Here is an 11,986-nt window from a genome sequence, read left to right on the forward strand (position 1 = left end):
CTGCGACCGCCCCGGCCTGCGTCGCGCAGGTCGGGGCAAACGAGAAGTGAAACAATGTCACGACGGATTGGCTGGATCGGGCTCGGCAAGATGGGTGCGCCGATGGCGCGGAACATCTGTGGGACGCAGGCCGCATTAACGGTATTCAATCGAAGCGCCGACAAGTGCAAACCGCTGGCCGATGCGGGGGCGGAGATCGCCCCCAACATATCGGTGCTGGCCGCGCAGTCGGACGTGCTGTTCACGATGCTCTCCGATGACGCGGCTCTGGCCCAGATCCTGCTGGGCGAGCGCGGGGCGGTGGCGCAGATGCGGCAGGGGGCGATCCTCATCGACATGAGCACGGTGTCGCCCGCGATCTCGTCCGAGATCGCCAAGGCCACTGACGCGAAGGGCGTGAAGTATCTGCGCGCCCCCGTTTCCGGCTCCGTCGCCCTGGCCGCGGCCGGGACGTTGACCGTCATCGCCTCGGGCCCGAAGGACGCCTTCGACGAGGTCAGCGATCTGTTCGACGCGATGAGCGCCCGCCAGTTCCATGTCGGGGCGCAAGAGGAAGCGCGCGTCCTTAAGCTTGCCGTGAACATGATGGTCGGCTTCTCGGCGGCGATGATGGGCGAGGCCATGGCTCTGGGCCTGAAGAACGGGCTCGACCGGTCGACCATGCTGGATGTCATCGGCGCGAGTGCCGTCGCATCGCCGCTGATCGGCTACAAGGTCGACGCCCTCAAGGCGCGGGACTATTCCCCGGCCTTCGAGGTTGTGCAGATGGCCAAGGACTTCAATCTCATTCTCGAAGCGGGGCGCAATTCCGCGACCCCGATGCCGCTTGCGGCGATGGTGCGCGAAGGCTGGAGCGAACTGATCGCCTCGGGCGACGGCGACGCCGACTTCTTCAAATATATCGAGCTGGCCACGCGCCGTGCCGGCATCTCCGATGCTGCCGGGAAGGGATCAGGCGAATGAAACTCGAATCCGCTCTTCTTCGCGAGCAGTGCCTGATCGGCGATGAATGGCTGTCGGGATCGTCGGTCATCAACGTCACCAATCCGTCGAATGGCGACGTGATCGGGACGGTTCCGGATTTCGGCGCCGAAGAAACCCGCAAAGCGGTTGCTGCAGCCAAAGCCGCCCTGCCGGCCTGGCGGGCGCGGACGGCCAAGGACCGCGCCGCGATCCTGCGCCGCTGGTTCGAGCTGATGCTTGAGCATCAGGACGCACTGGCCCGGATCATGACGGCGGAGCAGGGCAAGCCGCTGGCCGAGGCGCGCGGCGAGGTCGTCTATGGCGCCAGTTTCATCGAATGGTTCGCCGAAGAGGCGAAACGGGTCTATGGCGACGTCATTCCAAGCCCCTGGGCAGACCGGCGGCTTGTCACGATCAAACAGCCCGTCGGCGTGGTCGCGGCGATCACGCCCTGGAACTTCCCGATCGCGATGATCACGCGCAAGGTCGGACCGGCCCTCGCAGCCGGCTGCACGGCCGTGGTCAAACCGGCCTCTGCCACGCCGTTCTCGGCCCTGGCCATCGCGGCGCTCGCGCAGGAGGCAGGCGTTCCGGCGGGGGTGCTCAACGTCGTGACCGGCTCGGCCCGTGCCATCGGTGGCGAGCTGACGGCCAACCCGGATGTCCGGAAGGTGACGTTTACCGGCTCCACCGAGATCGGCAAGGTGCTGATGCGCCAAAGCGCCGACACGGTAAAGAAGGTGTCCATGGAACTGGGCGGCAACGCGCCCTTCATCGTGTTCGACGACGCCGATATCGAGGCCGCCGTCGAGGGCGCCATCGCCTCGAAATACCGCAACACCGGGCAGACCTGTGTCTGCACCAACCGCATCCTGGCGCAGTCGGGCATTCATGACGCCTTCGTCGCGCGCCTTGCCGAAAGGGTCGGCGAACTGGTGGTCGCCGACGGGTTTGCGGACGGCGCGCAGCAGGGGCCGCTGATCGACAGCGCGGCGGTCGAGAAGGTCGAGGAACACATTGCCGACGCACTGTCCAAGGGGGCCAAGGTCGCCGTTGGCGGTGAACGGCACGCGCTTGGCGGTACGTTCTTCCAGCCGACGGTGCTGACCGGCCTGACACCGGACATGGCCGTTGCGCGCGAGGAAACCTTCGGCCCGCTTGCGCCAGTCTTCAGGTTTGAAACCGAGGACGAGGCGATTGCGATGGCCAACGATACCGAGTTCGGCCTCGCCGCCTACTTCTACAGCCGCGACATCGGGCGCGTCTGGCGCGTGGCCGAGGCGCTCGAATACGGGATGGTCGGGATCAACGAGGGCATCATCTCGACAGAGGTCGCACCCTTCGGCGGCGTCAAGGAATCCGGCGTGGGCCGGGAAGGCTCGCGCTACGGAATCGATGAGTATGTCGAGATCAAATACCTGAACATGGGCGGGCTCTCGGCCTGACCATCACGTTTTTCGCCTGGAAATCTAGCGGGGATAGCATGCCGAAAACCAAGACACTGAAACCGTTGGCCGACTGGGTAGAAGTCAGCGCGACCGAGAAGGATTGGGACCTTCTGGGCAAGGACGAAGCCATCAAGATGCATGATCGCCTGCATCTGATCCGCGCATTCGAGGAATCCGTTCTGGAAATGGAGCAGCAGGGCCTGATCCACGGCCCGGCGCACAGCTCGATCGGGCAGGAAGGCGGCGCCATCGGCTCGATCCTGCCGCTGCGCGCCAGCGACCAGGTGACCGGGTCACATCGTGGCCACCACCAGTTTCTGGCCAAGGCGCTGAACTTTGTCGATCCCGACATTTCCGACCCGCTGACCACCGATCTCGGCGACGACACGATGCAGGTGCTGCAGAAATCGCTGGCCGAAATCATGGGTCTCGCCCAGGGCTACTGCAAGGGCCGGGGCGGCTCCATGCACCTGCGCTGGGACGATGCGGGCGCGCTTGGCACCAACGCCATCGTGGGCGGCGGCGTGCCTATGGCTGCGGGCGCGGCCTGGTCGAACAAGCGCGCCGGAACGGATGACGTGGTGTTCTCCTATGTCGGCGAAGGGGGCGTCCATATCGGATCCGTGCCCGAGACGATGAACCTTGCCGCGCTGTGGGATCTGCCCATCTGCTTCTTCATCGAGAATAACGGCTTCGCCGTGGCGACCACCGTCGATGAACAGACCCGCGAGACGCGGGTCTCGGCCCGTGGCCTCGCCTTCGGCATCCCGGCATTCCGGGTCGACGGCATGGATGCCGTCGCCGTTCGCGCCGCGACCGAGAAGGCGCTCAAGATCATGCGCGCGGGCAAGGGGCCGACGATCATCGAGGCGATGGTCTATCGCTACTTCCACCATGGTGGCGGCATCGCGGGCAGCGCGTTCGGATACCGCAGCAAGGACGACGAAAGCACCTGGAAGCAGCGCGATCCGCTGACGGTCATGCTGGAGGGTCTCAAGGCGCGGAAGTGGCTGGACGAAGACGGCGACGCGAAAATCGCGCAGCGGGCGCGGCGGGCGATGGGCAATATCGCCAATGAGCTGACCCGGGTCGAAGGCAACAAACGCACGATCATCGAATCCCTCTGGCCCGATCCGGCAAACCGGGATGCCGGGCTGCGCGGAGACCTGTCCGAGCTGGACGATGTCCGCTACGAGGAACAGGAGACCTTCTCGGGCGAGCTCGGCGAAGTCCGGTTCGTCGATGCCGTCGCCGAGGTCATGAACCGCCGCATGGCCGAAGATGAGCGCATCTTCTGCATGGGCGAAGATATTCACCGTCTGAAAGGCGGCACCAACGGCGCCACGAAAGGGCTGGCCGAGACCTATCCCGACCGGGTCATCCCGACGCCGATCGCCGAGGCCGGGTTCAGCGGTCTGGCCGGTGGTGTTGCCATGATGGGGCGGTTCCGGCCGGTGGTCGAACTCATGTATCCCGATTTCGCGCTCGTCGCGGCGGACCAGCTGTTCAACCAGATCGCCAAGGCGCGCCACATGTTCGGCGGCGAAACCGCCATGCCCATCGTGTTCCGCACCAAGATCGCGCTCGGGACCGGCTACGGCTCCCAGCATTCGATGGACCCGGCGGGCCTGTTCAGCCAGTGGCCGGGCTGGCGCATCGTCGCGGCCTCGACCCCGTTCGACTATGTCGGGCTGATGAACTCGGCGCTGCGCTGTGAAGACCCGGTCCTGATGATCGAACATGTGGGCCTGTACAACGAGAAGATGCTCGGGCCGGTCTCGGACTACGATTACTTCATTCCGTTGGGCAAGGCCAAGGTGGTGCGGCCCGGCAACCAGATGACGATCCTGGCCTATTCGGCCATGGTCGAACAGACGCGGCAGGCCGTCGAGGCACTGGGGCTGGATGCCGAGATCATCGACCTGAGATCGCTCGACCGGGCGGGGATTGACTGGGAAACCGTTGGCGACAGCATCCGCAAGACCAACACCGTGGTCGTGGTGGAGCAGGGGCCGCTGACCGTGTCCTATGGCGCGATGCTGACGGACGAAATCCAGAAGCGGTTTTTCGACTATCTCGACCACCCGGTGCAACGGGTGCATGGCGGCGAAAGCTCTCCGAGCGTATCGAAGATCCTTGAACGCGCCGCCTTCGCCATGAAGCCGGAGATCGAAGTCGCGCTGCGCCAGGTCATGCTCGATACGGGTCGCGGAGAACTCGTCAATGGCTGAGCGCCTGGTCGAGAAAGCAAAGGCCGGGATGCCGGGCCTGCGCGGGGTCGAGCATCTCGGCATCACCGTGCCGGATCTGGAAGCGGCCACCAGGTTCCTGGTCGACGTGCTGGGGTGCGAACAATTCTACGATCTGGGTCCGTTCAAGTTCGATGACGACTGGATGGAGCGCCAGCTCGCGGTTCATCCGCGCACGGTGATGAAGAAGCTGCGGTTCTTCCGTTGCGGCCACGGCCCGAATTTCGAGGTGTTCGAATACGAGGCGCCGGATCAGCGCAGCGAACCGCCCCGCAACAGCGATATCGGCGGCCATCACCTGGCCTTCTACACCGATGACTTCGACGGGGCCTTGCAGTGGCTGCGTGACCACGACGTCCGGATCCTCGGAGAACCCATCGTGCGCGACAGCGGACCGAGCGCAGGCCAGACCTGGGTCTATTTCCTGGCGCCCTGGGGGCTGCAGATGGAATTGGTGAGCTTCCCCGACGGCAAGGGCTATGAGGCGACGACCGACCGCCGCCTCTGGAGCCCTGTCGACCCCCTCAAATAGACGGTAAAGATATGCCTATCACACTGACAATGCCCGCACTTTCCCCCACGATGGAGGAAGGGACACTCGCCACGTGGCTGATTGCCGTGGGGGACAAATTCGAGGCGGGGGATGTCGTCGCCGAGATCGAGACCGACAAGGCGACCATGGAATTCGAAGTGCCGGAGGGCGGCACCCTGGCGCGGATCGACGTTCCGGCGGGGACGGAAGGGGTCGCTGTCGGCACGGTTATCGCGACCATCGCCCTCGATGGCGAGGATGTCGATACGGTGGCCAGTGCCACCCCGACGAACGCCGCCGCCCCGGCGGCGGAGCCCGCGCCCGAAGATGCGGCACGGCCCGAACCGGCCAACGCCCCGCAACCCGCCCCGGCAGCGGATGGCAACCGTCTGTTCGCCTCGCCGCTGGCACGCCGGATCGCCGCCGAGAAGGGCATCGACCTGGCGGATGTGCCCGGCAGCGGCCCGCGCGGGCGGATCGTCCGGCTCGATGTCGAGGCGGCGCTGTCCGGTGGGGCTGCCACCTCCGGGGCCTCGGCTGCCGCAGCGGCGACCGCGCCGGCGCAGGCACAGGCGACCACCGATGCTGGCCCGTATCGGGAGGGAACCTACGAGGTCGTCGAACTCGACAACATGCGCAAGACCATCGCGCGCCGCCTGACCGAATCGAAGCAGACCGTCCCGCATTTCTACCTGCGCGCCGATGTCGAGCTTGACGCGCTCCTGGCGCTCCGGTCGCAGCTGAACGCGGCCGCCCCCGCCGGCGCGGACGAGGCGCCCGCCTACAAGATCTCGGTCAATGATCTGGTCATCAAGGCACTGGCCCGCGCGCTGCATGACGTGCCCGATGCGAATGTCACCTGGGCGGACGGGTCGATGCTGCGTCATCACGCGGTCGATGTCGCGGTTGCGGTGGCCATCGACGGCGGCCTGATCACCCCGATCATCCGGGACGCGGAACAGAAGAGCATTTCGGCAATCTCCAACGCGATGAAGGATCTCGCGGCCCGGGCGCGCAGCCGCAAGCTGTCGCCCGAGGAATATCAGGGCGGGACAACGTCGGTCTCCAACCTCGGGATGTTCGGGGTCACGTCCTTCGACGCGGTCATCAATCCGCCCCACGGCACCATCCTCGCGGTCGGCGCCGGGACCAGGCGCGCGGTCGTCCGGGACTCCGGGATCGAGGCCGCCACGGTCATGACCGTCACGCTTTCCGTCGATCACCGGGTCGTGGACGGGGCTGTCGGTGCCGAACTTCTGGCGGCGTTCAAGCGCCTGATCGAGAGCCCGCTCGCCCTGATCGCCTAGGCGTGCAGGCCCGTACGATTGGCTGAAATGAAACGAGATGGGGGGCGCCGCGCGCCCCCCAATTTTCTGTTCATGGGTATTGTCTGTTTACGAATTGGCGCCGGACATGTGCCGCGCGATGATGTAGCCGAAGGTAATCCCCGGCCCCAAGGTGATCCCCGGCCCCGGATAGCTGCCGCCCATGATGCTGGCCGCATCGTTGCCGGCGGCATAAAGCCCGCCGACCGGCTTGCCCGCATCGTTGAGCACCTCGCCATTGCCGTTCGACTTGAGCCCCGCAAAGGTGCCCAGATCGCCGATATGGAGCCGCACCGCGAAGAAGGGGCCGGTATCCAGCGGCGCCAGGCAGGGGTTGGGCTGGTGCTTTGCATCGCCAAGGTTGCGGTTGTAGGCGGTGCTGCCCTTGCCGAATTCCGGGTCCTCGCCCTTCCGGGCATGTTCGTTATAGGTCGCGACCGTCGCTTCAAATTGCGCGCCGTCCATGCCAATCTTTTCCGCAAGCTCGCGCAGTGTCTGGCCGCTGATCAGGTAGCCGGACTTGATGAGGCTCTTGTAAGGAACCGGAGAGGGCTTGGCAAAGCCCAGCCCGTACTTGCGGAAGCTGCGATGGTCGGCGATCAGCCACGCCGCATTCTCGGTGCCTTCCTCCGCGCATTGGCGCATCATGGCCTGGCAGAAGTCGTGGTAGGAATTCGCCTCGTTCGTGAAGCGCCGGCCCGACCGCGTGACCGCGATGAAGCCCGGTTTGTAGCGGTCGACAAAATGCGGGAACGTGCCCAGCGTCCCGTCCGACCCGACGGGCCGCGAGATCGGCACCCAGGCCGCTGCATGAGGATAGCTCGTCTCGATCGCGCTGCCGACCGACTCGCCCAGGCGCAGGCCGTCGCCGGTATTTCCCGGCGGGGCAGGGGTCACGTGTTCATATCCCGTCTGGGTGTGCGGCATCAGTTCCTTGCGGCGCAGGATATCCTGCGGGAACCCGCCCGCCGCAAGAACGACACCCTTCGCGACCCTGACTTCGCATCGCCCGCCGGGGGTATCAATGACGGCCCCGCTGACCCGACCGCCCTCGCCCGTGATCAATTTTGTCACGGGGGAGTTGGTCCAGATCGGCACCTTCTTGTCCTGGCACGACTTGGCCAGGCGACCGATCAGCGCGTTGCCGTTGACCAGGCGCATCGGACGCCCCTGAAAGATCATGTCACGGGCGAATTTCAGCAAAAGCCCCCCGACATAGAAGGCCGAGATCGGCGACCGGGTCACGTTGAAGAAATGCTGAAGCTCCTTGCCGGAACCGATCATCATGCCCAGAAAGGTGATCTCGCGCAGCGGCGGGCGCAGTCGCTTGACATCCTCGCCAAGCTCCCGGGCATCATAGGGCCGCGCCACGAGCGAGCGGCCGCCATCCGTGCCGCCGGGCTTGTCGGGGTGGTAGTCGGAAAACGTCGCCCCGACATCGAATTGCAGGGCGGTGCTGGTTTCATAGAACTCCACCGCCTTCGGCGCCGCCTCAAGAAAGGCGTCCACACGTTCCGCGTCGAAATGTTCGCCGGCTTCCTGCTGCAGATAGAGCCGCGCATCCTCGATCGAGTCCTTGAACCCCGCCCGCTTGGCGGGGCCGTTGACGGGAAGCCACATCCAGCCGCCCGAACGCGCGGTCGTTCCGCCGTAGACCGGCTCCTTTTCCGTGACGAGGACCTTGAGGCCGCGATGGGCGGCGGAAACGGCAGTCGCAAGACCGGCAGCCCCGGTGCCGACGACAAGAACATCGCAATCGTAGGTTTTCATGGCGCCGTCCTCCCCTACGCGGCCAGATAGCCGCCATCGACCGGCAGAAGAATGCCGGTCACGTAGCTCGACAGGTGCGACCCAAGGAACAGGACCGGCCCGATCAGCTCGTCCGGCTTGCCCGGGCGTTTCAGCGGGGTATGCGCCATGAACCGGCCAATCGCATCGGGGTCGTTGCGCGTCACTTCCGTCATCGGCGTTTCGATCACGCCCGGCGCGATCGCGTTCACCCGGATGCCATATTCGGAGAGGTCATGGGCGAGCGCCTTGGTCATTTGCAGCACCGCGCCCTTCGACGCGGCGTAGGCGACGAGGCCGGGGCCTGCGGTCACCGACATGATCGAGCCGACATTGATGATCCGGCCCTTGGTCGCGCGCAGATCGTCAAGGAAGGCACGGACCAGCAGCATCGGACCGGTGCCGTTGACGGCCATCACCGCCGACCAGTCCGCATCGAAGGTTTCCGACGCGACAGGCGTGCGGCGAATGATGCCGGCGTTGTTGACAAGGATTTCGGTGCGCCCGAGCTTGCTGGCCACGTTGGCCGCCAGGCGGCTTACCGAATCCGCGTCCGTCACGTTCACTTCAAAGGCTTCCACCTTGTACCCGTCGGCGCGCAGTTCGGCGGCGGCTTCCTCGACGCGATCCAGTTGGATGTCGCAAAGGGCGACATGCGCGCCGTGCTTCGCCAAGCCCGCGGCAATGGCCTTTCCATTGCCTTGTGCCGCGCCGGTCACCACGGCAACCGCGCCTTCAATCCCATTCATTTCCGAGTCCCTCGATATGTCATTGGCGTCCCGCGCATTCCGCTGCGGTCGAACTGCATGGGCTTCGGGGATGGCATATGATTTGCCAGCGCAGAGAACGGTCCCCGGAAACGAACCGATTTCGACTCCGAACCGCTGCCAGCTATCCTCATGCCGATGCTTTCCTCCTCCGCCCGGGTGCGATCAGGCTTCCTGATCGGATCGTGACGACCCGCACCTGTCTGGCGAGACCGCACCCAGCATCTGATATGTTAATCTATACCGAATAAATTTGTCAAAAGGGAATTCTGACCAGCCATAGATGCAAACCCGGTCATTGCAATGACGCGCTCGGTGCCGCGGCCTCGCGGCGCTTGGGCGGAACGTGGTCCGTCTGTTGGCGGGCGGCGCTTCGCTGGTATCCGGCGGTTGTCGCCACGGGTGGCGGGCGGCTCGACTTCCCCACTTTTGCGGCATCCCTCGGAGATGGTCGACGCCAGGTCCGGTCAACGACGGCTGCGCGCGGGGGTGCCGGACGTCGCCGAAAATCCATCTGGAAAACAACGCAAAATGCGAACAGACTGGATCGAGCGCGGCTCATCGTCCGGGTCTGTGGTGGCGGTCCCGTGACCGTGACAGTTGTCGGGACGTTTTGTCGCGCCGCCTGCCGGCCATGTCTCCAGGTGTGCGCCGATCGACCGCCACCCTGACCTGGTGGCGCCAGCGCGCGGCGTCAGCCGACGCCGTCCCTGATCCCGAAGCCATCCGAGAAGATCACGACGCCAAGGTAACCGGTTAACATTTGTCAAATCGCAATACATGAGCGCCAGCCCGAATCGGGCGCCGGTGCCATGCATCCCGTCGCGGACCGGCTGTGTCGCTCTGATTGCGGGGCCGGCAGCCATCGGGCCGACAGCCTGCGCGCCAGAGGCAGCGACGGCGTTCGGCACCTTTCCCGCTGCCTCGGAGCGCTGGCAGGCAAGGGCGGAAAGGCGCATGGCGGCCAATCCGGAAAGGTCCGCAAGGAAAGCGCACCGCGATGCGGTGTGATTTTCCATTGACTAACGGCTTAGGAATAGGCAAAAGCACTTTAGTGGCAAGCATTCCACGCCAAGGGGTATGGGTTCGGCGCCTTTGACCGCCAATCGCCCTCTTCTTGTCAATGAAGCTCGCCGGGAGGCGGCGTCCCAAATCTGGAGTACGAAGATGACAGGCCAAAACAACAAGCCGACTTGGCGGGAACTCATGGCACAGAACAAGCCGCTGGTCTTGCCCGGCGCGCATGATGCCTTCAGCGCCCGTCTGATCGCGGATGCCGGGTTCCCGGCCTATTTCATCGGCGGCTTCCCCGTCATCGGGGCGCGCCACGGCTTGCCGGATGTCGGCCTGGTCGGCCTGGGCGAAATGGCCCAGAGCATCAACGAGATGATGATGGCCTGCCCGCTGCCGGTGCTGGTCGATGCCGATGACGGCTACGGTGATGTCAAGAACCTCACCCGGACCATGCGCACCTATGAACGGATGGGGGCCTCCGCGATCTTCTTCGAAGACCAGGTCGCGCCGAAGCGCTGCGGCCACATGGCAGGCAAGGTGCTCGTCCCCACGGAGATGATGGAAGCCAAGCTCCGTGCAGCCGTCGACGCGCGCGAGGACAAGGAGTTCTTCATCATCGCGCGGACCGATGCGCGCGACGTGGATGGCCTCGACGAGGCGTTCCGCCGTGCCGAACGCTATCTCGAAGCCGGCGCCGATGGCCTCTTCATCGAGTCGCCGCGCAGCGTGGAGGAGCTCGAAAAGATCGGTGGCTCCTTCGGCGTGCCGCATCTTGCCAACATGCTCGAAGGGGGCGTGACGCCGATCCTGTCGAATGCCGAGCTGGGTGAGATGGGCTTCTCGATGGTGATCCACGGGATCAACCTGCTGATGCGCTCGGCCCGTGTCATGAAGGAGACCCTGACGGCGATCCAGCAGGACAACCTGAAGCCCGATGTGAACGCGGTGAGCTTCGAGGAATACAAGCGACTGGTCGGGTTCGGCGAGTGGGCCGCCATCGACGACAAATACAAATTCTGATGTTGGCCGCCGCCCTATCCGTCGCGGCGCACCCAATGAATTCAACAGATAGTGGAGGAAAAGATGGATAGGCTTAAAGGGCGTAACTGCCTTGTTACCGGATCTGCGCGCGGCATCGGGCAGGCGATCGCGAAGGCGGTGATGCTCGAGGGCGGGAATGTCACCTTCGTGGACCTGGACGGAAGCGTCGCCGACGTTGCGCGCGAGGCCGAGAAAGAGGTCGGCGGCGCTGGTCGGGCGATCGGCGTTCAGGCCGATGTCACCAAGCGCGATCAGGTCCGCGCCGCCATCGAAAAAACGGTGGAAGAATTCGGCTCGCTCAACGTGATGTTCAACAATGCCGGCATCAACCCGCCGCTGAACTTCATGGACGTGACCGAGGAAAACTGGGAACTGGTCATGCGGGTCAATGCCTGGAGCGTCCTGATGGGCACCCAGGAAGCCGCGCGCCAGATGATAGCCCAGGGCACGGGTGGCAAGGTCATCAACACCGGATCCGTCGCGGGCCGTCAGGGCTATGGCAACATGGCGCCCTACAGCGCGTCGAAAGCCGCGGTGCTCTCGATGACGCAGGCTGCAGCGCGGGCGCTTGCGCCGCAAAAAATCACGGTGAACTCCTTCGCGCCGGCGGTGGTGGAAACCCCGCTTTGGGAGCAGCTTGACGCGGATCTGCACAAGATCGGTTCCACCAAAGTGCCCGGCGAGGCTGTGACCGCCTTTTCGTCGCTGATCCCTCTGGGCGCCGCGAAACCCGAAGACCTGACCGGGACAGCGCTGTTCCTCGCCAGTTCGGATTCCGATTACATGACCGGCCAGACCGTCCTCATCGACGGCGGCCGCTTCATGCTCTAGGCCGTTCTGGCCTTCGTTGGCCGGGTGA

Annotated in this window: 9 protein-coding genes; 7 read left to right on the top strand and 2 right to left on the bottom strand. The window is 64.9% G+C overall.

Going from position 1 to position 11,986, the window contains the following annotated elements:
• Genes QMG28_RS04805 through QMG28_RS04825 form a run of 5 tightly spaced genes read left to right on the top strand, consistent with a single transcriptional unit; the run spans position 1 to position 6,499 of the window.
• Positions 1–963 (top strand): NAD(P)-dependent oxidoreductase, encoded by a 963-nt coding sequence (locus QMG28_RS04805; RefSeq protein WP_281841069.1) that lies wholly within the window; start codon positions 1–3, stop codon positions 961–963.
• Positions 960–2,408: an NAD-dependent succinate-semialdehyde dehydrogenase gene (locus QMG28_RS04810; protein WP_281841014.1), complete on the top strand. Its 1,449-nt coding sequence runs from the start codon at positions 960–962 to the stop codon at positions 2,406–2,408. The genes QMG28_RS04805 and QMG28_RS04810 overlap by 4 nt, the downstream gene beginning before the upstream one ends.
• A gap of 38 nt (positions 2,409–2,446) precedes the next feature.
• Positions 2,447–4,642 (top strand): alpha-ketoacid dehydrogenase subunit alpha/beta, encoded by a 2,196-nt coding sequence (locus QMG28_RS04815; RefSeq protein ID WP_281841015.1) that lies wholly within the window; start codon positions 2,447–2,449, stop codon positions 4,640–4,642.
• Positions 4,635–5,192 (top strand): VOC family protein, encoded by a 558-nt coding sequence (locus QMG28_RS04820; protein ID WP_281841016.1) that lies wholly within the window; start codon positions 4,635–4,637, stop codon positions 5,190–5,192. Before QMG28_RS04815 ends, QMG28_RS04820 begins: the two co-directional genes overlap by 8 nt.
• 29 nt (positions 5,193–5,221) lie before the next feature.
• Complete coding sequence (locus tag QMG28_RS04825) at positions 5,222–6,499, top strand: pyruvate dehydrogenase complex dihydrolipoamide acetyltransferase (RefSeq protein WP_307726341.1); 1,278 nt, start codon at positions 5,222–5,224, stop codon at positions 6,497–6,499.
• Positions 6,500–6,586: 87 nt separating this feature from the next.
• Here the strand turns inward: QMG28_RS04825 and QMG28_RS04830 are convergent, their stop codons facing one another.
• Both QMG28_RS04830 and QMG28_RS04835 read right to left on the bottom strand, forming a co-directional pair.
• Positions 6,587–8,287 (bottom strand): FAD-dependent oxidoreductase, encoded by a 1,701-nt coding sequence (locus QMG28_RS04830; protein WP_281841018.1) that lies wholly within the window; start codon positions 8,285–8,287, stop codon positions 6,587–6,589.
• A 14-nt stretch (positions 8,288–8,301) separates the two neighbouring features.
• Positions 8,302–9,054, bottom strand: coding sequence for an SDR family NAD(P)-dependent oxidoreductase (locus tag QMG28_RS04835; protein WP_281841019.1), 753 nt, complete (start codon positions 9,052–9,054; stop codon positions 8,302–8,304).
• 1,224 nt (positions 9,055–10,278) lie between these two features.
• Here QMG28_RS04835 and QMG28_RS04840 point away from each other — a divergent pair.
• Positions 10,279–11,106: an isocitrate lyase/PEP mutase family protein gene (locus QMG28_RS04840; protein WP_281841020.1), complete on the top strand. Its 828-nt coding sequence runs from the start codon at positions 10,279–10,281 to the stop codon at positions 11,104–11,106.
• A gap of 63 nt (positions 11,107–11,169) precedes the next feature.
• Positions 11,170–11,958 (top strand): SDR family NAD(P)-dependent oxidoreductase, encoded by a 789-nt coding sequence (locus QMG28_RS04845; protein WP_281841021.1) that lies wholly within the window; start codon positions 11,170–11,172, stop codon positions 11,956–11,958.
• Positions 11,959–11,986: the final 28 nt, after the last annotated feature.

Origin of the sequence: Sinisalibacter aestuarii (assembly GCF_027923545.1) — a bacterium.
Classification (GTDB): Bacteria; Pseudomonadota; Alphaproteobacteria; order Rhodobacterales; family Rhodobacteraceae; genus Sinisalibacter; species Sinisalibacter aestuarii.

What these genes read in the sequence shown, in the direction of transcription:
- QMG28_RS04810 (WP_281841014.1), top strand. Translation starts at nt 960, where the DNA reads ATGAAACTCGAATCCGCTCTTCTTCGCGAGCAGTGCCTGATCGGCGAT.
- QMG28_RS04815 (WP_281841015.1), top strand. Translation starts at nt 2,447, where the DNA reads ATGCCGAAAACCAAGACACTGAAACCGTTGGCCGACTGGGTAGAAGTC.
- QMG28_RS04820 (WP_281841016.1), top strand. Translation starts at nt 4,635, where the DNA reads ATGGCTGAGCGCCTGGTCGAGAAAGCAAAGGCCGGGATGCCGGGCCTG.
- QMG28_RS04825 (WP_307726341.1), top strand. Translation starts at nt 5,222, where the DNA reads ATGCCCGCACTTTCCCCCACGATGGAGGAAGGGACACTCGCCACGTGG.
- QMG28_RS04830 (WP_281841018.1), bottom strand. Translation starts at nt 8,287, where the DNA reads ATGAAAACCTACGATTGCGATGTTCTTGTCGTCGGCACCGGGGCTGCC.
- QMG28_RS04835 (WP_281841019.1), bottom strand. Translation starts at nt 9,054, where the DNA reads ATGAATGGGATTGAAGGCGCGGTTGCCGTGGTGACCGGCGCGGCACAA.
- QMG28_RS04840 (WP_281841020.1), top strand. Translation starts at nt 10,279, where the DNA reads ATGGCACAGAACAAGCCGCTGGTCTTGCCCGGCGCGCATGATGCCTTC.
- QMG28_RS04845 (WP_281841021.1), top strand. Translation starts at nt 11,170, where the DNA reads ATGGATAGGCTTAAAGGGCGTAACTGCCTTGTTACCGGATCTGCGCGC.